The organism is Bradyrhizobium sp. Ken01 (assembly GCF_055807355.1).
Genome location: NZ_JBVVPC010000027.1, coordinates 1 through 22,501, shown reverse-complemented (window position 1 = coordinate 22,501; position 22,501 = coordinate 1). Strand labels below are relative to the sequence as shown.

General features: G+C 63.1%; 21 protein-coding genes. 10 read left to right on the top strand and 11 right to left on the bottom strand.

Annotation, left to right across the window (positions count from 1 at the left end; genetic code table 11):
- The first annotated feature begins 137 nt into the window (after positions 1–137).
- Both AC0L3S_RS23915 and xth read left to right on the top strand, forming a co-directional pair.
- Positions 138–893 (top strand): outer membrane lipoprotein carrier protein LolA, encoded by a 756-nt coding sequence (locus tag AC0L3S_RS23915; protein WP_456769767.1) that lies wholly within the window; start codon positions 138–140, stop codon positions 891–893.
- 152 nt (positions 894–1,045) lie between these two features.
- A complete protein-coding gene (xth, locus tag AC0L3S_RS23910) occupies positions 1,046–1,861 on the top strand; it encodes an exodeoxyribonuclease III (protein WP_473264270.1) in 816 nt (271 codons plus the stop codon).
- 95 nt (positions 1,862–1,956) lie between these two features.
- Here the strand turns inward: xth and AC0L3S_RS23905 are convergent, their stop codons facing one another.
- Positions 1,957–2,400, bottom strand: coding sequence for a cyclic nucleotide-binding domain-containing protein (locus tag AC0L3S_RS23905; RefSeq protein WP_473264271.1), 444 nt, complete (start codon positions 2,398–2,400; stop codon positions 1,957–1,959).
- Between the two features lie 57 nt (positions 2,401–2,457).
- Positions 2,458–3,144, bottom strand: coding sequence for a response regulator transcription factor (locus tag AC0L3S_RS23900; protein ID WP_007598630.1), 687 nt, complete (start codon positions 3,142–3,144; stop codon positions 2,458–2,460).
- A 235-nt stretch (positions 3,145–3,379) separates the two neighbouring features.
- Here AC0L3S_RS23900 and AC0L3S_RS23895 point away from each other — a divergent pair, with 235 nt between their 5' ends.
- Positions 3,380–3,916: a L,D-transpeptidase family protein gene (locus tag AC0L3S_RS23895; RefSeq protein WP_473281661.1), complete on the top strand. Its 537-nt coding sequence runs from the start codon at positions 3,380–3,382 to the stop codon at positions 3,914–3,916.
- A gap of 6 nt (positions 3,917–3,922) precedes the next feature.
- Complete coding sequence (locus AC0L3S_RS23890) at positions 3,923–4,696, top strand: 2-keto-4-pentenoate hydratase (RefSeq protein ID WP_473264273.1); 774 nt, start codon at positions 3,923–3,925, stop codon at positions 4,694–4,696.
- Positions 4,697–4,852: 156 nt separating this feature from the next.
- Here the strand turns inward: AC0L3S_RS23890 and AC0L3S_RS23885 are convergent, their stop codons facing one another.
- A complete protein-coding gene (locus AC0L3S_RS23885; protein ID WP_473281659.1) occupies positions 4,853–5,542 on the bottom strand; it encodes a YggS family pyridoxal phosphate-dependent enzyme in 690 nt (229 codons plus the stop codon).
- 108 nt (positions 5,543–5,650) lie between these two features.
- On the opposite strand from AC0L3S_RS23885, the gene AC0L3S_RS23880 reads away from it, so the two are divergent.
- From AC0L3S_RS23880 to holA, 4 genes are all read left to right on the top strand, one after another.
- Entirely contained in the window at positions 5,651–7,348 is a 1,698-nt protein-coding gene (locus AC0L3S_RS23880) for a diguanylate cyclase domain-containing protein (RefSeq protein ID WP_473264275.1), read from the top strand.
- A gap of 169 nt (positions 7,349–7,517) precedes the next feature.
- Positions 7,518–10,142 (top strand): leucine--tRNA ligase, encoded by a 2,625-nt coding sequence (gene leuS, locus AC0L3S_RS23875; protein ID WP_473281657.1) that lies wholly within the window; start codon positions 7,518–7,520, stop codon positions 10,140–10,142.
- Positions 10,129–10,680 carry an LPS assembly lipoprotein LptE gene (lptE, locus tag AC0L3S_RS23870; RefSeq protein ID WP_473264277.1) on the top strand — a complete coding sequence of 184 codons (552 nt, stop codon included), beginning with the start codon at positions 10,129–10,131 and terminating at the stop codon, positions 10,678–10,680. Before leuS ends, lptE begins: the two co-directional genes overlap by 14 nt.
- Positions 10,681–10,727: 47 nt before the next feature.
- On the top strand, positions 10,728–11,756 hold the full coding sequence (holA, locus tag AC0L3S_RS23865; protein ID WP_473281654.1) for a DNA polymerase III subunit delta: 1,029 nt from the start codon (positions 10,728–10,730) through the stop codon (positions 11,754–11,756).
- 150 nt (positions 11,757–11,906) lie between these two features.
- Here the strand turns inward: holA and AC0L3S_RS23860 are convergent, their stop codons facing one another.
- From AC0L3S_RS23860 to AC0L3S_RS23825, 8 genes are all read right to left on the bottom strand, one after another.
- Positions 11,907–12,791: a ParB/RepB/Spo0J family partition protein gene (locus AC0L3S_RS23860; protein ID WP_473281652.1), complete on the bottom strand. Its 885-nt coding sequence runs from the start codon at positions 12,789–12,791 to the stop codon at positions 11,907–11,909.
- Positions 12,792–12,931: 140 nt separating this feature from the next.
- Positions 12,932–13,786: a ParA family protein gene (locus AC0L3S_RS23855; protein ID WP_007598621.1), complete on the bottom strand. Its 855-nt coding sequence runs from the start codon at positions 13,784–13,786 to the stop codon at positions 12,932–12,934.
- A 29-nt stretch (positions 13,787–13,815) separates the two neighbouring features.
- Entirely contained in the window at positions 13,816–14,589 is a 774-nt protein-coding gene (rsmG, locus tag AC0L3S_RS23850) for a 16S rRNA (guanine(527)-N(7))-methyltransferase RsmG (protein WP_473281650.1), read from the bottom strand.
- Between the two features lie 7 nt (positions 14,590–14,596).
- Complete coding sequence (mnmG, locus tag AC0L3S_RS23845) at positions 14,597–16,477, bottom strand: tRNA uridine-5-carboxymethylaminomethyl(34) synthesis enzyme MnmG (protein WP_473281648.1); 1,881 nt, start codon at positions 16,475–16,477, stop codon at positions 14,597–14,599.
- A 436-nt stretch (positions 16,478–16,913) separates the two neighbouring features.
- On the bottom strand, positions 16,914–18,269 hold the full coding sequence (mnmE, locus tag AC0L3S_RS23840) for a tRNA uridine-5-carboxymethylaminomethyl(34) synthesis GTPase MnmE (RefSeq protein WP_473281646.1): 1,356 nt from the start codon (positions 18,267–18,269) through the stop codon (positions 16,914–16,916).
- Between the two features lie 309 nt (positions 18,270–18,578).
- On the bottom strand, positions 18,579–19,844 hold the full coding sequence (gene rho / locus AC0L3S_RS23835) for a transcription termination factor Rho (RefSeq protein WP_007598612.1): 1,266 nt from the start codon (positions 19,842–19,844) through the stop codon (positions 18,579–18,581).
- A gap of 246 nt (positions 19,845–20,090) precedes the next feature.
- Positions 20,091–20,525 (bottom strand): protoporphyrinogen oxidase HemJ, encoded by a 435-nt coding sequence (gene hemJ / locus AC0L3S_RS23830; protein WP_473264284.1) that lies wholly within the window; start codon positions 20,523–20,525, stop codon positions 20,091–20,093.
- Positions 20,526–20,702: 177 nt separating this feature from the next.
- Entirely contained in the window at positions 20,703–20,918 is a 216-nt protein-coding gene (locus AC0L3S_RS23825; RefSeq protein WP_473264285.1) for a hypothetical protein, read from the bottom strand.
- Positions 20,919–20,984: 66 nt separating this feature from the next.
- On the opposite strand from AC0L3S_RS23825, the gene AC0L3S_RS23820 reads away from it, so the two are divergent.
- Together AC0L3S_RS23820 and AC0L3S_RS23815 are read left to right on the top strand one after the other, a co-directional pair.
- Positions 20,985–21,824, top strand: coding sequence for a pyruvate, water dikinase regulatory protein (locus AC0L3S_RS23820; RefSeq protein ID WP_473264286.1), 840 nt, complete (start codon positions 20,985–20,987; stop codon positions 21,822–21,824).
- A 55-nt stretch (positions 21,825–21,879) separates the two neighbouring features.
- Complete coding sequence (locus tag AC0L3S_RS23815; protein ID WP_473264287.1) at positions 21,880–22,488, top strand: Maf family nucleotide pyrophosphatase; 609 nt, start codon at positions 21,880–21,882, stop codon at positions 22,486–22,488.
- Positions 22,489–22,501: the final 13 nt, after the last annotated feature.

The following is a 22,501-nucleotide window of genomic DNA, read 5'->3' as shown; positions in this document are numbered from 1 at the left end:
ACCACCATTTCACGCAAAAACGTTATCTGCTTTTGGCCGAAATCACGCTAAAAGGGCGCCCAGCCACACAGGACGACGCGTTGATCAGACATCCGGACATTCGATTCGCTGCCATCGTCGCCGCGCGAAGCGCGCGCATGGCCGGCGTGATTCTAGTCACCGCCGCGATGGTGAGTGCAGCGTCCTTTGCGCAGACCGTTCCCGTGCCGAAGCCCGCGCCGAAGGGCCGCGATGGTGGTCCGGCAGGTGGAGGGCCCGCGGTCACCGGCGCGACCCAGACGCCGCCGAATCCGGTGATCCCGGATCCGCGCCGCAATGTGCCGAGCAGCATCTTCCAGACCTTCGATGCGAACCAGAAGGCCCAGGCCGCCAAGGTCAGCGCCTATTTGTCGTCATTGTCGACGCTGGTCGGAAATTTCGTCCAGGTCGGCCCCGACGGCAGCAAGACGCAAGGCGACTTCTACATCCAGAAGCCGGGCAAGGTGCGCTTCGAATATGACGCGCCTAGCCCGATCGACATCGTCGCCGACGGATCGTCGCTGGTGGTGCGCGACCGCAAGCTGGCGACGCAGGACGTCTATCCGCTGTCGCAAACACCGCTGCGTTTCCTGCTGTCCGACCGCATCGACCTGATGAAGGACACCAACGTCGTCAACGTCTCGGCCGACGACGTCTTCGTCAGCGTCACCATCGAGGAGAAGCAGGCGCTGGTCGGCACCAGTCGCCTTCTGCTGATGTTCGGCGCCAAGGACGGCCAGTTGAAGCAGTGGACCGTCACAGATCCGCAGGGCTACGACACCACGATCGCGGTCTATAATCTGGATACGAGCAAGAAGCTCGATCCCGGCATGTTCAAGATCGACTTCACCAATTACGGCCCGTCGCCGGGCTAGGTGCCGTAGGGTGGGTTAGCCGAAGACGTACCCACCATCTCGGTCCGCAAATGTGGAAGCATGGTGGGTTACGCTGCGCTAACCCACCATACGATTCCGCCCCTGTGGACAAGCATTTTCCCCACGCCAATCCATGCTAAGACGCATCCCTCATGCGTTTTTCCCTGACAACCTGGAACATCAATTCGGTGCGGCTACGCATCGATCTGGTCGCAAAATTTCTCAAGAGCGCACGGCCGGACGTGCTGTGTCTCCAGGAGACCAAGTGCATCGACGACGCTTTTCCGCTGAAGCGCTTCAAGCGGCTCGGCTACGAGCATGTCGCGTTGAACGGTCAGAAGGGTTATCACGGCGTCGCCATCGTCTCGAAGATACCGTTCGAGTCGAAGGACATCCGAACCTTCTGCGACAAGGTGGATTCACGCCACATCTCGGTATCGTTCGGTGAGAAGGCCGGGATCGCGAAGCCCCTGGTGGTGCATAATTTCTACGTGCCGGCCGGCGGCGACATTCCCGATCCCGCGCTGAACGAGAAATTCGATCACAAGCTCCGCTTCCTCGACGAGATGAAGGCGTGCGAGCCGTTGCATCCGCGCGGCGAGGATCGCCACATCCTGGTCGGCGATCTCAACGTCGCCCCGCATGAGAACGACGTCTGGTCGCACAAGCAGCTTCTCAAAGTGGTGTCGCACACGCCCGTCGAAACCGAGAAGCTGCAAGCCGCGCTCGCCGCCGGCGAGTGGGTCGACGTCGCGCGCGAGCGCATTCCAATGTCGGAGAAGGTCTACACCTGGTGGAGCTACCGCTCCGCCGATTGGACCGTCGGCGACCGCGGCCGCAGGCTCGACCACATCTGGGTCTCGCGCGCGCTGAAAGATGCAGTCAGTGATTTCAGGATTTTGCGCGATGCGCGCAGCTGGGAGCGGCCGTCGGACCATGTGCCGGTGACAGTGACGCTCGAGGTGTGATCTGTAGCCCAGATGGAGCGCAGCGTAATCCGGGGCAGTTTTTCCGTAGGCGAGAATCCCGGATTACGCTGCGCTCCATCCGGGCTACTGCACTGCTAGCTCGTCAACTTCGCACCAGCCATCAATATATCGCTGGCGATCTGGCTGGAGCGCACCGCGAACTCGTCGCGCAGGCGAACGGCGGCGGGCGGGTCGCTTTCGAGCACGCGCTGAAACAGGCTGCGCGCGACGCGGATGACGGAGGCGTGCTCGATCGCGATCGCGCTCGACGGCCGCTTCATCGGCACGATCAGCGCGAGCTCGCCGATCAGCGCACCGGGACTTGCGATCATCTCCGCGCCGGCGCCGTCGTCGACCCGGAAGGCGCCGCGCTGGACCACGAAGCCGGCATCGGCATCGTCGCCGAGATTGAACAAGACGTCGCCGCGGACGAAGTTACGCTGCTCGGAACCGATCGCCAGCATGCGCAACGAAGCGTCTCCCAACAGGCGCAGTGTCGGGACACGCTCGAGAAGCGCTACATCGTCGTCGATTGACATTCAGGTCCGGGGCTCAAGGGCACGCAATCTAAAACGATTCGCACGCCCCAAAGCGTATCACGGCACCAGCTTGTAGCCACCGGCTTCCGTGACCAGGATCTCCGGGTTGGCGGCGTCCTTCTCGATCTTCTGGCGAAGCCGGTAGATGTGGGTTTCCAACGTGTGGGTGGTGACGCCGGAATTGTAGCCCCAGACCTCCTGGAGCAGGGTCTCGCGTGAGACCGGCATCTGGCCGGCCCGGTAGAGGAAGCGAAGGATGGCGGTTTCCTTCTCCGTCAACCGGACCTTGCGCGCATTGGCGGCGGTCAGCATCTTGGAGCCGGGCCGGAAAGAGTAGGGGCCGACCGAGAACACCGCGTCCTCGCTGGCTTCGTGCTGCCGGAGCTGGGCGCGGATGCGCGCCAGCAGCACGGCGAAGCGGAAGGGTTTTGCGACATAGTCGTTAGCGCCGGATTCCAGCCCCAAAATCGTGTCGGAATCGGTGTCATGCCCGGTGAGCATGATGATCGGAGCCTTGAACCCGCCCTTGCGCAATGAACGGACCACTTCGCGGCCATCCGTGTCGGGCAGGCCAACATCCATCAGAACGAGATCGGGGGCATTGGCCTTCGCGGCGCTCGCGCCCTTGGCGCCGGTATCGACCGCGGAGGCTTCAAACTCTTCGTGCAGCGACAATTGCTCCACCAACGTATCGCGCAGATCGGTATCGTCATCCACGATCAGGATCTTGCGGGCATTGGCCATAGGGGGTCATCCTTTTGGGGTCCGGCGCGGCGCGCATCCATGCTGCACCCAGCCGAGAGGGAAGTTTAGGGGTCGCAATTATTATTGTTGTTCGTCTTGAAGTAGTGGGCTGTTACCGATTCACAAGCCAGAACCACTCTAACCCAGAATAGCAGGCCGTTTTGATGAATGTCCTGTAATGAATTCGACATCGCACGTTCATATGAAAAATAAAGCTGCTTCAGCTAGTTACACCATGAACCGAAGCGCCGGGCCGCTCTCGGCGATCCGCGTTAAGGCTGCCGCCGGGAATCCGCGCCGGGGCTGGCTGACCGCCGGAGCGCTGACGATTCCGGTGGCGCTCGGACGTGGCGGCATTCTGGCGAACAAGCGCGAGGGCGATGGCGGCACCCCGAGGGGCAGCTTCCGTCCCAGGCGATTGTGGTGGCGGGGCGACCGGTACAGCCGCCCGCAGACCTTCCTGCCGGCCCGGATCATCACCGGCGAGGACGCCTGGTGCGAGGATCCCAAGGACCGTCACTACAATCAGGGAATCCGCCTCGGCGAGGGGCAGGGCGGCGACAGGCTGAAGCGGGCCGACCATCTCTATGACTTCATCATCGAAATCGACCACAATACGAGGCCGCGGATCGCCGGCCGGGGCAGCGCGGTGTTCTTGCATCTCGCGCGCGACAATTTCGGCCCGACCGCAGGCTGCGTCTCGATGACCCAAGCGGCGATGCGACAATTGCTGCGGCGGCTGGGACCAAAAACAAAAATCATCATCGGGTGAGGACACATGCTCGACAGGGATCAGATCGCCGCCGCATCGCGCGTCCTCATCCGACATTGGCGCGACGGCACCAAGATTGACGCGCTGGAGGCGGGGTTGCGGCCTCAGAACCGGACCGAGGGTTACGCCGTACAGGCAGCGCTCGGCGGGACCTTGTTCGGCTGGAAGATCGCGGCGACGAGCGAGTCCGGACAGAAGCACATCAATGTCGCGGGACCGCTGGCCGGTCGGATCATGAGCGACACCGTGATCGCCGATGGCGGCACCGCCTCGATGAAGGGCAACGCAATGCGCGTCGGCGAACCCGAGTTCGCTTTCCGCATGGGACGCGATCTGCCGCCGCGCACGGCACCTTATACTGTCGACGAGGTGCTCGCCGCCGTGGACAGCTTGCATCCCGCGATCGAGATTCCCGATTCACGCTTTGCCGATTTCGCCAGCGCCGGCGAGGCGCAGCTGATCGCCGACAACGCCTGTGCGCATCTGTTCGTGCTGGGCGCAGCGACGAACGCGAACTGGCGCGCCATGGATCTCGTCGAGCAGCGGCCGCAGATCACGCTGCGTGGCCAGCGCTATCTCGGCCACGGCAAGAACGTGCTCGGCGATCCCCGCATTGCGCTCGCCTGGCTGGCCAACGAGCTGCGTGGGCTCGGCATCAGCTTGCGGGCAGGAGAGGTGGTGACCACGGGCACGTGCCATCCGCCGCTGCCGATCCAGGCCGGCGATCATCTCGCCGCGGATTTCGGCGTGCTGGGGACGGTGTCGGTGAGGTTCGAATAGGCTCATCCCCACTGTCGTCCTGGCGAAAGCCAGGACCCATACCGCGTGATCTACGCAAAGGGCAGAACGGTCGTTGCCACGGTCTTGGTCAAACAGACTATCGGGGTAATGGGTCCTGGCTTTCGCCAGGACGACCAAAAACAAATTCGCCTATGATCACCGGTGCCCGAAGATCGCACTGCCCACGCGCACATGAGTGGCGCCGAGCATGATCGCGGTCGCATAATCCGCGCTCATGCCCATCGAGAGCTTCTTCAATCCATTGCGCGCGGCGATCTTGGCGGTCAACGCGAAATGCGCGGCCGGCGGCTCGTCCACCGGCGGGATGCACATCAACCCCGAGATCGTCAGCCCGTAGGTGTCGCGGCAGCTCGCGATGAAGGCATCGGCCTCGCCGGGGGCGATGCCCGCCTTCTGCGGCTCCTCACCGATATTGATCTGGACGAACAATTCCGGGTGCTTGTTCTGGGATTTGATTTCCTTGGCTAACGCCTGGCAAATGCTCGGGCGGTCGACCGAATGGATGGCATCGAACAGCGCGACCGCCTCTTTCGCCTTGTTGGATTGCAGCGGCCCGATCAGATGCAGCGCGATTTCGGAGTAAACAGACGTTAACGCGGGCCATTTGGCTTTGGCCTCCTGCACGCGATTTTCACCGAATACGCGCTGTCCGGCGTCGATGACCGGGGTAATTGCATCCGCGGCGAAAGTTTTCGACACCGCGATCAAGGTCACGGAGCCACGTTCGCGCCGCGCATCCTTGCAGGCGCGCGCGATTTCGGCTTCGACCGCGGCGAGCGCGTTTGGTGAATGGCCGGTTAGCGGCGCGGCGTTGGCTTCGGTCATGATGTCGCATCGGAGCTGATTGTTGCGGAGGTAGTTCTAATTTTACCGAGTTCAAGAAAGAGTTTTTGAACCCTTCGCTTTACCTTAGCCGCGGGGTGGGCAGCGAAGATGGCAAACGTCAGTTTCAACCGCAAACGAGTGAAACTCAAGCAGGTTCTCGGAATCCGGGCGCGGCTTGCGTTGCTCGCGGTCATTCTGGTGACGCCTTTGATGTTCGAGCGCATCCGTTCGCTCGAAGACACGCGCACGCGGCAGATCGCGCAGGCCACGGCCGAATTCACCACCGTCGCAAGACACAGCGCCGACGCGCAGCGCGAGGTGATCTCGTCGGTCGAGACCATCCTGAAATCGGAAGCTTTCATCCGCGCCTCCGCCGGCGGCATCAGCAAAAGCTGCGACGTGCTGCGCGCGAGCCTGCCGTCGAATCTCCCCTGGATCCGCACGCTTCTGATCGCCGGCCAGGACGGACGCATCCAGTGCGCCACCAACAACATGTATGTCGGCCTCGACCTCAGTGACCGGCCGTACTTCCAGCAGGCGCAGGAAACCGGCCGCTTCGTGCTGAGCGACTTCATCATGTCGCGCCCGGTGCCGACACCGACCGTCATGGCGGTTTACCCGGTATCCGCCTTCAGCGGCGCAGCAGATGCCGTCGTGCTCGCCACCGTCAACCTCGACTGGATGTCGAAGGTCATGAGCAATCTGGGGGGTCGCGCCGGCATCACGGCCGTGCTGGTCGACAGCACCGGCACCGTGCTGGCCGCACCGGCCGACCAGCATAGTGCAATCGGACGTCCACTCGACAACATGCCGCTGATGTCCGCGATCGCCGACAAGGCGCTGAGGTCGGATCAGGACGAAGGTTCCCTCTCTTTCCTCGCTGCCGACGGCTCCCGCCGCGCGGTCAGCTATATCCGCATTGCCGGAACCAATGCCCGCCTGATCGCCAGCATCGACGAGGACAAGGTGTCCGCCGCCGTGAGCCGCGACATCCGCACCGCCTATCTCCAGCTTGCTTTCGTCGTCGTATTCGTGCTGCTCGGCGCGCTGATCGCAGCCGAGAAACTGGTGATCAAGCCGATCAGGATGCTCGCCGACATGGCCAAGCGTCTGGGCGAGGGCGATCTCTCGGCGCGTGCCGCGCGCAACCGCCTGCCGTCCGAGTTCGTGCCGCTGGCCCGTGCGTTCAACGCGATGGCCGCGCAGCTCAGCCAGCGCGAACGCGAGCTGATGGCGAGCAATGACCGGCTCACGGTGATGGCCTCGATCGACATGTTGTCGGGACTTGCCAACCGCCGCGGCTTCCAGAGCCGCCTCGACTTCGAATGGATGCGCGCGCAGCAATATGGCAGCGACCTCGCACTGTTGATGATCGACGTCGACCATTTCAAGCTGTTCAACGACACCTACGGCCATCTCGAAGGCGATTCCTGCCTGACCAGGCTCGGCGAATCGCTGTCCGGCATCGCCGCCGACACGATGGGCTTCGCGGCCCGCTACGGCGGCGAGGAATTCTGCCTGTTGTTGCCGAACACCGACGTCGCGCGCGCCGTCGAAATCGGCGAACAGGCGCGCGCGGCCGTGCTGAAGCTGTGCCTGCCGCACATCACCTCCGACCACATGATCGTCACCGTCTCGATCGGCGTTGCCGCGACAAAGCCCAACGAGAGCTTGCGCCCGGGCGATTTGATCGAAGCCGCCGACGCCGCGCTCTACGCCGCCAAACATCGCGGCCGCAACAACGTCGTCGAGCACGGCATCACGGTGATCGACAACGGCGCGGCGGAAATGATGATGGCGGGCTGAGGGGTAACCCGTAGCAACCTTTTAATCACACCCCAATGGCGGCCCCACTATTTACCCGGGACGGTCGCGGAGGTTCCCAAATTGCGGCAACCCATTGACCCCTTGAGGACTTCTATGGCCTAGTCCGCCGTCTTTAGCCGGCCCAGATCCACGAAAACCCAACGATTCCATGACCTCCGAACGCTACAACGCCCGCGACGCCGAACCGCGCTGGCAAGCCGCCTGGGACCAACAGGCGATCTTCGTCTCCAGGAACGACGATCCGCGGCCGAAATATTATGTGCTCGAGATGTTCCCCTACCCGTCGGGGCGCATCCATATTGGCCATGTCCGCAATTACACGCTCGGCGACGTACTGGCCCGCTTCATGCGCGCCAAGGGTTTCAACGTGCTGCACCCGATGGGCTGGGACGCTTTCGGCCTGCCGGCCGAGAACGCCGCGATCGAGCGCAAGGTGGCGCCGAAGGCCTGGACCTACGACAACATCGCCGCGATGAAGAAGCAGCTCCGTTCGATCGGGCTGTCGCTGGACTGGAGCCGTGAGATCGCGACCTGCGATCCCTCCTATTACAAGCACCAGCAGAAGATGTTTCTGGACTTCCTGCGCGAAGGCCTCGCCGAGCGCGAGAAGCGCAAGGTGAACTGGGACCCCGTCGACATGACCGTGCTCGCCAATGAGCAAGTGATCGACGGGAAGGGCTGGCGTTCGGGTGCCGTTGTCGAACAACGGGAAATGAACCAGTGGGTCTTCAAGATCACGAAGTACTCGCAGGAGCTGCTGTCGGCACTGGATACGCTGGATCGCTGGCCCGACAAGGTGCGGCTGATGCAGCGCAACTGGATCGGCCGGTCCGAGGGGCTGCTGATCCGCTTCGCGCTCGATACGGCGACAACACCGGCCGGTGAGAGCGAGCTGAAGATTTTCACGACGCGCCCGGACACGTTGTTCGGCGCGAAGTTCATGGCGATCTCGGCCGATCATCCGCTGGCGCAGGCCGCCGCCGCCAAAAACCCTGCGCTCGCCGAGTTCATCGGCGAGATCAAGCGGATGGGCACGGCGCAGGAGATCATCGACACCGCCGAGAAGCAGGGATTCGATACCGGCATCCGCGCGGTTCACCCGTTCGATCCGAGCTGGAAGCTGCCGGTCTATGTCGCCAACTTCGTGCTGATGGAATACGGCACCGGCGCCATTTTCGGCTGTCCCGCACACGACCAGCGCGACCTCGACTTCGTCAACAAGTACGCTCTCGGCAACACGCCGGTGGTGTGCCCTGAGGGCCAGGATCCGAAATCGTTCGTCATCACCGATACCGCCTATGACGGTGACGGCCGCATGATCAATTCGCGCTTCCTCGACGGCATGACAATCGATCAGGCCAAGGACGAGGTGGCGAAGCGTCTCGAGACCGAGCTGCGCGGCAACGCGCCGGTCGGCGAGCGTCAGGTCAATTTCCGCCTGCGCGACTGGGGTATTTCGCGCCAGCGCTATTGGGGCTGCCCGATCCCCGTCATCCATTGTCCCAAATGCGATGTGGTGCCAGTGCCTGACGCAGACCTGCCGGTGAAGCTGCCGGACGATGCAACCTTCGACAAGCCCGGCAACGCGCTCGACCATCACCCGACCTGGAAGCACGTCAGCTGCCCCAAATGCGGCGGCAAGGCGCAGCGTGAAACCGACACCATGGACACCTTCGTGGATTCGTCCTGGTACTTTGCGCGCTTCACCGATCCCTGGAACGAGAACGCGCCGACGACGCCAGAGGTCGCCAACCGGATGCTGCCGGTCGACCAGTATATCGGCGGCGTCGAGCACGCGATCCTGCATCTGCTCTACAGCCGCTTCTTCACGCGCGCCATGAAGGCGACCGGTCACATCGCACTGGACGAGCCGTTCGCCGGCATGTTCACGCAGGGCATGGTGGTGCACGAGACCTATCAGAAGGCCGACGGCACCTACGTCCAGCCGGTCGAGGTGAAGGTCGAGACCGGCGCCAACGGCCGCCGCGCGACGCTGCTGACGTCAGGCGAAGACATCCAGATCGGCCCGATCGAGAAGATGTCGAAGTCGAAGAAGAATACGGTCGACCCCGACGACATCATCGAGACCTATGGCGCCGACGTCGCCCGCTGGTTCATGCTGTCGGACTCCCCGCCCGAGCGCGACGTGATCTGGAGCGATGAGCGCGTCCAAGGCGCCTCGCGCTTCGTGCAGCGGCTGTGGCGGCTGGTGAACGACTCTGTCGAAGGCGGCAAGGCCGCGCCGGCGGCCCGGCCCGCCAGCTTCGGCCCGGACGCCACCGCCTTGCGCAAGGCCGCCCATGGGGCGCTGGACAAGGTCACCACCGGAATCGAGCGGCTGCACTTCAACGTCTGCCTCGCCCATATCCGCGAATTCACCAATGCGTTTGCGGAGATCTTGCAGCGTCCCGGCCAGCCGGCTCCAGATTTGGCCTGGGCGATCCGGGAGGCCAGCCAGATCCTGGTCCAGCTGTTCTCCCCGATGATGCCGCATTTGGCCGAGGAGTGTTGGCAGGTTCTCGGCCACGGCGGGTTGGTTTCCGAGGCCAATTGGCCCCAAATCGAACGCGATTTGCTGGTTGAAGACAGTGTGACCCTGGTGGTCCAGGTCAACGGCAAGAAGCGGGGCGAGGTCACAGTTGCAACAGGGGCCGAGAATCCGGAAATCGAGGCTGCCGTTTTGGCCCTCGATGCGGTAAAACTGGCGCTGGACGGCAAGCCCGTCCGCAAGGTGATTATCGTCCCCAAGAGGATCGTGAATGTTGTCGGCTAGGATCCGCATCGCAGCCCGCTTGCTGGCGGTCGCCGCACTGGCGGCCATGACGGCCGGCTGCTTCCAGCCGATGTATGCCGAGCATACCGACGGAACCCCCGGCCTGCGCGAGAAGCTGATGGGGGTCGAGCTGCCTCCTGTCGACAAGCCAAATGCCTCCCGCGAGGCCCGCGTCGGCGTCGAGGTCCGCAATGCTCTGGCCTTCAAGCTCTATGGCACCGCCACCGGCATGCCGCCGACCCACCGCCTGGTGATCCGCTTCAACTCGAGCAAATCGTCCCTGATCGTCGATCCCAGCACCGGTCTGCCGAGCAGCGAAAACTACGGCATCGACTGTCAGTACAATCTGGTCGAGGTCGCGACTGGCAAATCGGTGATGACCGGCACCACGTTCTCGCGCGTGTCCTATGACATGCCCGGCTCCTATCAGCGCTTCTCCCGCAACCGCGCGGTGCGCGATGCCGAGGATCGTGCCGCCAACGAGATCGCCGAGAACATCAATACCCGGCTCGCCTCGTTCTTCACCGCGGGCACTTAATTCATCCCGCCCTTCCGGTTCGCCCGGAATGACGATTCCCAGGCACCATGGTCGCGCTGCGCGGAAAAGAGATCGACGCCTTTCTCGCCCGCCCCGATGTGGGCCGTCCGATTATCCTGCTCTATGGTCCTGACGCCGGCCTGGTCCGCGAACGCGCGGATGCGCTGATCGCCTCGGCCGTCGACGATCCCAACGATCCGTTCTCACTGGTCAAGGTCGATGGCGACGAGCTCTCCGCCGAGCCGTCGCGCCTCGTCGACGAAGCCATGACGGTGCCGCTGTTCGGCGGCCGTCGCGCCATCCGCGTGCGCGCCGGCTCGCGCAGCTTTGCCAGCGCTATCGACACGCTGGCGGAGATGGGCGTGAAGGATTGCCGCATCGTGATCGAGGCCGGCGAGCTGCGCCCGGAATCGCCACTGCGCAAGGCTTGCGAACGCGCCAAGACGGCCGTCGCGATCGCCTGCTATCCCGATACCGAGCGCGACCTCGCCAAGCTGATGGAAGACGAGCTCCGCATCGCCAATTTGCGCATCGCGCAGGATGCCCGCGCGGCGCTGATGTCGTTCCTCGGCGGCGACCGCCAGGCCTCCCGCAACGAGCTGCGCAAGCTCACGCTCTATTCCCACGGCAAGGGCGAGATCACGCTGGATGACGTGATGGCCGTGGTCGCCGATGCGTCGGAGCTGAAACTCGATCCGATCGTCGATGGCGCCTTCGCCGGCCGACCCGAGATCGTCGAGAACGAGTTTGCCAAGGCCATGATCGCCGGCACCTACCCCGGGGTGATCATCTCCGCGGCGCAGCGTCAGGCGGCGTGGCTGCACAAATCGGCGCTCGCGATCGCCGACGGCACGCCCGCTTCCGCGGTGCTCGACAGCGGCTATCCGCGCCTGCATTTTTCGCGGAAACCCGCGGTCGAAACCGCACTGCGCAATTTCAGCGTGGCGAGGCTCGCCGCCATCATCGAGCAGCTCGCGACCGCCGCGCTCGACACCCGCAAGCAATCGACGCTAGCCGCCGCCATCGCCCAGCGCACGCTGATGGCGATCGCGGCGAACGCGAAGCGGCGGGGCTGAGTCTCCCAATGTCGTCCTGGCGAAAGCCAGGACCCATTACCCCAAGGAGAGGTTTGGGGAAGATTCGTAGTCCGGTATTGCGACCAGCTCCAATCGAGACAACACGCGGTATGGGTCCTGGCCTTCGCCAGGACGACATCGAGGGTGCGTCTAGATCGCGCCCTTCGCCAGCCGCCGCATCACCTCATCGAGTTGATCGAGGTTGCGGTAGTTGATCTGCACGGAGCCACCGGGGTCGCGGTGACTGACGGCGACCTTGAGTCCCAGCGCATCGCTGACGCGCTTCTCGAGGTCGACCGTGTCGGGGTCCTTTTCCTTCGCCCCCGTGCGCGCCTTCTGCGGCTTGCGCTCCGGCACGCCCTCTTCATGCGCCAGCGCCTCGGTCTGGCGGACGTTGAGGCCTTCTTCGACGATGCGCTTGGCGGCCGCGAGCGGATCAGGCACGCCGATCAGCGCGCGGGCGTGACCGGCGGTCAGCTTCCCGCTCGTGATCAAGGCTTGCACCTCCGCGGGAAGCTTCGTCAGCCGCATCATGTTGGCGATGTGGCTGCGGCTCTTGCCGACGACCTTGGCGATGTCGTCCTGGCTGCGTTTGAACTCGTTGGCGAGCGCGTGATAGCCGAGCGCCTCTTCCATCGGGTTGAGGTCTTCGCGCTGCACGTTCTCGACGATCGCGAACTCCAGCGCATCGCTGTCGCTGATGTCGACGGGAACGATCGGCACTTCGTGCAGGCCGGCCATTTGCGAGGCGCGCCAGCGCCGCTCGCCGGCGATGATCTCGAAGCGGTCCTGCGCCCCCTTCACCGGGCGGACCACGATCGGCTGGATCACGCCGTGCTGCCTGATCGAATCGCTGAGCTCCCTAAGCTCGCCTTCCGAAAAGGTGCGGCGCGGGTTGCGCGGATTGGGCTTGATGAACTCGATCGGCACCTTGCGTTGCGCGCGCGGGCGATCGACATGCTGGGCCTCGCCACCGACATCACCGATCAGACTCGCAAGACCCCGGCCCAATCGCGAACGCGCTTCGTCGGCCATCGCCAGCTCCCTTGGATTCACGCTGCAGCACTCCAGAACTGAATTGTCGTAGGGTGGGCAAAGCGAAGCGTGCCCACCAGTTAGTTATGTGCGGAAGATGGTGAGTACGGCGAGACGCCTTTGCCCACCCTACAGCACCTCTAATGCGTCGTTCGCAGCTCGCGCTCGCGCTGGATAACTTCGGTGGCGAGCCGCAGGTAAGCTTCGCTGCCGACGCATTTGAGATCGTAGACCAGCACCGGCTTGCCGTAGGACGGTGCCTCCGAGATGCGCACGTTGCGCGGGATCATGGTCTTGTAGACCTTCTCGCCCATGAACTGCCGGACGTCGGCAACGACCTGGTTCGAGAGATTGTTGCGCGAGTCGAACATGGTCAGCACGATGCCGTGGATCGACAGGTTCGGATTAAGCGTCGAGCGCACCTGCTCGACCGTCTGGAGCAATTGCGACAGACCTTCGAGCGCGAAGAATTCGCACTGCAGCGGCACCAGGATCGCGTCGGAAGCCGCCATCGCGTTCACGGTGATCAGATTGAGCGAGGGCGGACAGTCGATCAGCACGTAGGTGTAATCGGCGTCGGGCGAGACGTTGTTGTTGAGCGCGCTGATCGCGTCACGCAGCTTGTACGCACGACCGGGCGTGGTGCCGAGCTCGAGCTCGAGGCCGGAGAGATCCATGGTCGAGGGCGCGATATGCAGCCGCGGCACTGCCGTCGACACTACCGCTTCCCGCAGGCTCGCCTCGCCCACCAGAACGTCATAGGTCGAGCAGGAGCGGTTGCGGCGATCGATGCCGAGTCCGGTCGAGGCGTTGCCCTGCGGATCGAGATCGACGATCAGGACACGTTCGCCGATCGCAGCGAGCGCCGTGCCGAGATTGATCGCCGTGGTTGTTTTTCCCACGCCGCCCTTCTGATTCGCCAGCGCCAGGATGCGCGGATGGCCCTGCGGGACGGCGGCGGTCTGTTCCTGCTGCGGTTCGTCAATCACGCTCATCGCAAATTCCCCACTCGGCCCCTGACGCCTCACCCGCGCCGTTCGACAGAAGCCAGCTCAACGATCCAACCGTCGCCTGTTCGGCTTCGGTGGAGCTGCGGCTGAACATTCCAATATTTAGTGGCTTCGGTCAATTCAGACTCTACATCTTGACCCTTGAGAAACAACGCCTTTGCGCCTTGGCGCATCAGCGGCTCCGCAAAGCCGATGAGTTGGTGTAGCGGAGCCAGCGCACGCGCGGTGACGCAATCGACCGGGCCGGTGATTCTATCCACATTATCCCCGATCTCAGCGAGATGTACGACTCCTGGAGATGTCGTGACGCGGACGGCTTCGCGCAGGAAGGCGGCCTTTTTGGCGATTCGCTCGACCAGATGGACGCTCGCCCCGGCCGTTCCTGCCATAGCGCAGGCCAGCACTACGCCGGGGAAGCCGCCGCCGCTACCAAGGTCGGCCCAGCGTTTGGCCGACGGGGCAAGAGCGACGAGCTGAAGTGAATCGGCGATGTGCCGGGTCCAGAGATGCGGCAACGTCGAGGGCGCGACCAGGTTGGTCTTGGCCTGCCACTCCCGGAGCAGTGCGATGTAGCGATCAAGCCGGGCCTCCGTTTCATGTGAAACGGGTGCGAGCTTGAGCGCTGCAATCTTGTCGGCCGCGATGACGGAGTCCAAAGACCGGTCGTTGGCGCTGGCCTTGTCGATCTTCGGTCTGGTCGGCGCCGGTTCGGGGCGACCGCCGGCGCCCTCACCCGCCGAGGATTTTCTCGATGACGATCCGCCGCCGCCCGGCGCGCGCTGTTTCACGTGAAACCTATGCGATTGCTTTGGAAGTCTTCCGCGCTTCGCGGCGGAGATAGGCCGCAAGGATGCCGAGCGCGGCCGGCGTCATGCCGTCGATTCGGCCGGCTTGGCCAACAGTGAACGGACGTGCGTTCTCCAGCTTGGCCCGGACCTCATTGGAGAGACCGGGGACCTGCTGGTAATCGACGTCCGACAGCACCATCCCCTCGTCCCGCCTGAAGGCTTCAACGTCGGCGCTCTGGCGCTCCAGATAGACGTCGTACTTCGCGTCGATCTCGAGATGGGTGGCAATGGCGGGATCAATGGCAGCGAGCTCCGGCCAGATCGCACGGACCTGGCTCCAGCCGATCTCGGGATACGCCATCAGCTCGAAGGCCGAGCGACGCTGACCATCCCGGTTCAGGGTGAGACCCTGCTTGATAGCCTCGTTCGGGGTGATCGTCAGCGACTTCGACAGCGCTCGAGCCGCATTCAGGGCATTCATCTTGGCGCGATGATGCACGGTCCGGGCGCTCCCAACACATCCCAGGGCGATGCCCTTCTCGGTCAAACGCTGATCGGCATTGTCCGCCCGCAGCGTCAGCCGGTACTCGGCCCTGGAGGTGAACATCCGATAGGGTTCGCTGATGCCGCGGGTGACAAGGTCGTCGATCATCACACCAAGATAGCCATCGGCCCGGTCGAACACCGTCAACGGGGACCCGCTCGCAGCCAAAGCCGCGTTCAGGCCGGCCACGATGCCCTGGCCGGCGGCTTCCTCGTATCCGGTCGTGCCGTTGATCTGCCCGGCCAGGAAGAGGCCGCGCAGACGCTTGGTCTGGAGGGTCGGATCGAGCTCACGCGGATCGATGTGGTCGTATTCGATGGCATAGCCCGGCCGGACCATCTTCACCCGCTCCAGGCCGGGAATGGTTGCGAGGATGGCGAGCTGGACCTCCTCCGGCAGCGAGGTCGAGATGCCGTTGGGATAGACTGTGCTGTCGTCGAGCCCTTCCGGCTCCAGAAAGATCTGGTGACCGTCGCGATCGCCGAAGCGAACGATCTTGTCCTCGATCGAGGGGCAATAGCGCGGTCCGGAGCTCTTGATCTGGCCGGAGTACATCGGAGAGCGATGGACGTTGGCCCGGATCACCTCGTGGGTCGCTGAATTGGTTCGGGTGATCCCGCACTGGATCTGCGGGGTCGTGATCCGCTGGGTCATCACCGAAAACGGCTCCGGGGGCTCGTCCCCCGGCTGCATTTCGACCGCGGACCAGTCGATCGTCGAGCCGTCCAGTCGCGGCGGGGTCCCTGTCTTGAGCCGTCCAAGGGTGAACCCGGCACGCTCGAAGGAGGTCGAAAGACCCATCGCAGGCGCCTCGCCAGCCCTGCCGGCCGGCCAGTTCTTCTCTCCAAGATGGATCAGACCGCGGAGGAAGGTGCCGGTGGTGACGACGACAGCCCCTGCCCGAAGTTCGCGGCCATCTGCCAGGCGCAGGCCGATCACCCGTCCCTCGACCACGATCAGCTCGTCGGCCTCGCCTTCGATCACCGAAAGACCGTCGGTCTCCCGAATCGCCGACTGCATCGCGGCGGCATAGAGCTTCCGGTCGGCCTGCGCGCGCGGACCACGGACCGCGGGGCCCTTACGGCGATTGAGGACGCGAAACTGGATGCCGCCGGCATCGCCGACCCGGCCCATCAGACCATCGAGCGCGTCGACCTCGCGAACCAGATGGCCCTTGCCGAGGCCGCCGATGGCGGGATTGCAGGACATCGCGCCGACCGTGGAGAAACGGTGCGTCACCAGGGCCGTGGCCGCGCCCATCCGGGCAGACGTAGAAGCGGCCTCACAGCCGGCGTGGCCGCCGCCAATCACGATGACGTCGAAGCTCTCTCGCTCTGTTCGCATGGGCGGACTTCTAACTCAGAGGCGGGCAAGCCGGAAGTGGAAACTGGAGAGGCGGCTGTTTCACGTGAAACGGGGCAAGCGATGCCCGAGTGTTTTCGCGAAAACAACCCCATGCACAGTAGAATGGCCCTTGGAAAGATTGCGGTTTTCAGTGCGAGAAAACGGGACTCTCGAAGGATAAGGACATGGACCGGAGGTCGTAATGCCCAGATGCCGGCCGGTCTCCGAAGCGATGGCAGCGGCATACCCCTATCGGCGCGAGAGGGGTGATCCCGGATCTCTCCGCTCACCCGCTCCTTAGCTGCCACGTTTCACGCCAGAAGGTCTTGGTGATGGTGCCACGTTTCACGTGAAACATCCCGGAACCGACCCAGTGTGTTTCACGTGAAACGCCAAGAAGTGGAACAAAGGCTAATTCTACAATGAAGAACTAGCGCTACTTTCCAACACAGAATTTCTGGAAAATAGCCCCCAGGACGTCCTCAACGTCCACCCGACCCAGCAGCCGGCCCAAGGCATAGGCGGCAGCCCGCAGCTCTTCGGCGGCAAGCTCCTCGCCGTGTTCTACAAGCTCCAGACTCCGACGCAAGCTGTCCGACGCCCGGCGCAGCAGATCCCGCTGCCGGGCCCGGGTCACCAATGCCCCCTCGGTCGTTCCGAAGAAATCGGCAGCGAATTTCACGAGGGCATCGACCAGTTCGGGAATGCCGTCGCCCCGGCTCGCTGCGATTCGGAACTCACCGCGCGGTCCGACGTCCTCGACCCCGCCGAGATCGACCTTGTTGCGCACGGTCCAGACCGAGCCGGAGCGATTGCCTGCGTTGCCGGACTTCCCCGGCAACGGTATCGCAGCCGGATCGACAGCGCGCCTCGCCTCCACCAGCCACAACACGAGGTCGGCGTCTTCGGCTCGGGCTCGCGCCCGGCGTACACCCTCCTGCTCGACCGGATCGTCGGTCTCCCGAATGCCGGCGGTGTCGATCACCGTGACGGGATAGCCGTCGAGATCAAGCTGCACCTCGATTACATCGCGTGTCGTGCCGGCATGCGGCGAGACGATTGCCACGTCGCGACGCGCGAGCTGGTTGATCAGCGTCGATTTGCCGACATTCGGCTCGCCCGCGATCGCAACCACGAGGCCGTCGCGCAAGCGTTCAGCTTGTCCCTGTGCCGCAAGGACTTCTGCGATTTCGTCGTGCAGCGCACTGATCGCCTTGACCGCAGGCGCCATCAACTCGGCGGGCACATCGCCCTCATCGGAGAAATCGATGCCGGCCTCGATCAAGGCCGAGGCCTCGATGATGCGCTCGCGCCAGTCGCGCGCGCGATCGCCGAGCAGACCCTGCAGCTGCCGTAACGCCTGGCGGCGCTGCCGGTCGGTGTCGGCGTGAATGAGATCGTCGAGGCCCTCCGCTTCGGTCAGGTCGAGCTTGCCGTTCTCGAAGGCACGCCGGGTGAATTCGCCGGGCTCGGCGGTACGCGTATTCGGAATTGCGGAAATAGCGGCGAAGAGTGCCGCCAGCACCGCGCGGCCGCCATGGACGTGGAATTCGGCGACGTCCTCGCCGGTCGCGCTGGCGGGGCCTGGAAACCACAACACCACCGAATCGTCGATCGGCTGGCCCGCGTCGTCATGAAGGAGCCGGCGACTGGCCTGCCTCGGCGCCGACAGCTTGCCCGCCAGCGTCGTCAGCACCAGGCTGGCGCCTGGCCCGGAGACGCGCACCACCGCGAGCGCGCTTGGCGGACGGCCGGACGACAGCGCAAAGATGGTGTGGTCTCGCGGATGCATGACCTATTTGTCCGGCTGAAAGCGAAAAGGCAAACATCTGTTTCGGCAGACAAATCGCGCGATTTGCTGCACCGATTCCCGCAGCAAAACCTATAGTGCGATGCAATAAACTCGCGAGCGTCTGCTGCAAAAAGCACTTCCCACGGAATGAGCGGCGTCCCTCGGTCCAGATATTCATAAATAATATCGAAGTCTTATACGGCCCCTACTCCAGACGACAAACGCCGCACCATGCTGCAGCTCCGCTGCAACAAAGCCGCACAAAGAAAAGGGCGCCCGAAGGCGCCCTTTGATCATGCTGCACTGCAATCAGGTGTTCATCGAGTCGAAGAACTCGGAATTGCTCTTGGTCGAGCGCAGTTTGTCGAGCAGGAAGTCGATTCCGTCCATCGTTCCCATCGGATTCAGGATGCGGCGGAGCACGTACATTTTCTTCAGGACTACCGGATCGGTGATCAGCTCTTCCTTCCGGGTGCCGGAGCGCGAAATGTCGATCGCCGGGAAGGTCCGCTTGTCCGAAACCTTGCGATCGAGGATCAGCTCGGAATTACCGGTGCCCTTGAACTCTTCGAAGATGACTTCGTCCATGCGGCTGCCGGTATCGACCAGCGCGGTCGCGATGATCGTCAGCGAGCCGCCCTCTTCGATGTTGCGGGCGGCTCCGAAGAAGCGCTTCGGCCGCTGCAGCGCGTTGGCGTCGACACCGCCGGTCAGCACCTTGCCGGATGACGGCACCACCGTGTTGTAGGCGCGGCCGAGGCGCGTGATGGAGTCGAGCAGGATCACGACGTCGCGGCCATGCTCGACCAGACGCTTGGCTTTCTCGATCACCATCTCGGCGACCTGAACGTGACGCACCGCCGGCTCGTCGAAGGTCGAGGAGACGACCTCGCCCTTCACCGAGCGCTGCATGTCCGTGACTTCTTCCGGACGTTCGTCGATCAAGAGAACGATCAGATAGCATTCGGGATGATTATGCGCGATCGAGTGCGCGATGTTCTGCATCAGCACGGTCTTGCCCGTGCGCGGCGGCGCCACGATCAGAGCGCGCTGGCCCTTGCCGATCGGCGCCACGATGTCGATCACCCTTGCAGAAAGGTCTTTTCTGGTCGGATCGTCGATTTCCATACGGAAACGCTGATTCGGAAACAACGGCGTGAGGTTGTCGAAATTGACCTTGTGCTTGGCCTTTTCCGGGTCCTCGAAATTGAGCGTGTTGACCTTCAGCAGCGCGAAATAGCGCTCGCCTTCTTTCGGGCTGCGGATGTGGCCTTCGATGGTATCGCCGGTGCGCAGGCCGAAACGGCGGATCTGCGACGGCGAGACGTAGATGTCGTCCGGGCCCGGCAGATAATTGGCATCGGGCGAGCGCAGGAAGCCGAAGCCGTCGGAGAGCACCTCGACGACGCCTTCGCCGACGATGTCGGTCTCGGCGAGCGCAAGCTGCTTGAGGATGGCGAACAGCAGCTCCTGCTTGCGCATGGTGCTGGCATTCTCGACCCCGTTCTCTTCCGCGAACGAGACGAGCTCGGCCGGCGTCTTCGACTTGAGGTCCTGGAGTTTGATTTCCCGCATTGGGGTGGTCCTGTGGGGTAACCTGGGAGGGGGTGCGAGGAGGCTCTGAAATGCGGACGCGAAAAGGTGAGGTCCGCAGGTCTGGCAAGGAAAGCGCCGGTGAGGCTTCAAACCTGATGGGGTGTCCGGCCTCTGGAAAGCTCAGACACGACCACATCCGCCTGCGTTGGGTGGGATATTGCTAATATAGAAAATCGCCTCTCACTCCGCAAGCAGAAGCACTGAGCGATTGTTCGCGACCCCTGCCTAGAACGGCTTCACGATCACCATGATGACGATCAGAATCATCAAGGCAGTAGGTACCTCATTGATAATTCGATAGAATTTTTGGCTCCGGGGGCGCCGGTCCGCCGCGAAATCCTTCAGCCAGCGCGAAAAAAAGCCGTGGACCGCGGACATCGCCAGGACCAGTGCCAGTTTTACGTGCAGCCAGCCGAAACTGAACCAGTGTCCAGCCCAGGCGAGATAGAGCCCGGCGAGCCAGGTCACGATCATGGCGGGGTTGATGATCGCCTTGAACAGCCGCCGTTCCATGATCTTGAACGTTTCCGACTGCTTCGAGCCGATTTCGGCCTCGCAATGATAAACGAACAGCCGCGGCAGATAGAGCATGCCGGCCATCCAGGAGATGACCGCGATCACATGCAGCGCCTTGATCCAGAGATAGACGTCTTCAAACATGTCTGGGGTCCGGATTTCTACCCAGCCGAGGGGGAACGCTGGGGATAGTAAGAACTCGTTAAGGTCTTGCCTGCACACATATCCGTCCGTAGCGCCCTTCTCCAATAAGAATCTTAGATTCTTAAGGTTTGAGTCTATGTGACGGTGAATTGGACTCACACAATTCCGTCCGCCCGTTCACACGCGCTTGTTCACATCCATCAACATATCCCTGATTGCGCTGGCCGCTTTCGATAAGGCGGTCAGCTTCAAAGGCTTGCGCGTTTCTGTCGGCAGCTTATCAAGAGGGTTATCGGCACAATCCCGTTTCTCTTTCGACGGGGCGCCGAACTTGTTCTCACGGGCAGTGGTGTGAAGAAAATTGGCACTTGTCCCGCCCGCGGTGTCGCACATCCCTTTCCGAGGGGTTAAGGTCCACAGAAATCCACAAACCACACGGGTTTCATACAAAGGTCTTTTGTGCCGACCTCGAGCAATTATTTCCATCTGCACCTCGTGTCCGACTCCACCGGTGAGACGCTGATCACGGTCGCGCGGGCCGTTGCCGCCCAATACGCCAACGTGACGCCGGTCGAGCACGTCTATCCGCTGGTGCGCAGCCAGAAACAGCTCGATCGTGTGCTCGACGAGATCGAGGAAGCGCCGGGAATCGTGCTGTTCACGCTGCTCGAGAAGGATCTGGTCTCCAGGCTCGAGGACAAGTGCAAGGGGATCAATGTTCCGAGCCTGTCGATCATCGGCCCGGTGATGCAGCTGTTCGAGGCGTATCTCGGAGCTGCCACGACCGGCCGGGTCGGCGCCCAGCACGTGCTCAATGCCGAATACTTCAAGCGCATCGACGCGCTGAACTACACGATGATCCATGATGACGGCCAGCATGTCGAAGGGCTCGACGACGCGGACGTGGTGCTCGTCGGTGTCTCCCGCACCTCCAAGACCCCGACGTCGATCTACCTTGCCAACCGTGGCATCCGCACTGCCAACGTGCCGCTGGTTCCAGGCATTCCGGTGCCGTCGCAGTTGGAAACGTTGACGCGACCGCTGGTGGTGAGCCTGCATGCGACGCCGGAACGCTTGATTCAGGTGCGCACGAACCGCCTGCTCTCCATGGGCGCCGATTCCAGCGGCGACACCTACACGGACAAGCAGTCGGTCGCCGAGGAGGTCGCATTTGCCCGCAAGCTGAGCGCCAAGCACGATTGGCCGCTGCTTGACGTGACGCGGCGCTCGATCGAGGAAACCGCCGCGGCGATCATGAAACTCTACAGCGATCGCCAGCGTAACCGGCCGTCTGAATAAATTTGAGAACAGTCTTTGGAATATCCTTGGGAATAGTCTTGGGAATAGTTTCGCAATGGGTCTGTGGCTCGGCAAATCCTCGTTGATCCTGGCCTCGCAGAGCAGCGCGCGAAAGATGCTGCTGGCCAATGCCGGGCTCGAGTTCAAGGCGATCACGGCTGATATCGACGAGCGCGGTATCCAGGCCGCCTCCGGGCTTTCAGATCCGCGCGAGATTGCGTTGCTTTTGGCGCGCGAAAAGGCCAGAGCGGTCTCGGTCCATCACGCTGGAAGCACCGTCATCGGTGCGGATCAAACGCTGGCGCTTGGCGATCGGCTCTTCAACAAGCCTGCGGGCCGTGCCCAGGCGTTGGCGCAACTGCGCGATCTCTCCGGCCAATGCCATGAGCTGAATTCCGCCGTGGCGATAGCACGTAATGGTGAGATCATCTTCGAGGAGGTCTCGGTCGCCCGCCTCACCATGCGGCAGATGACCGAGGCCGAGCTTTCGGCCTATCTCGACATCGCCGGCGATGCCGTCACCACCAGCGTCGGCGGCTATCAGCTCGAAAGCCTGGGCATTCATTTGTTCGAGCGTATCGAGGGCGACCACTTCACCATTCTCGGCTTGCCGTTGCTGCCGCTGCTTGCGTTCCTGCGGCGCGAGCGGCTAGTTGCAGTGTAATTGGCAGAGATGG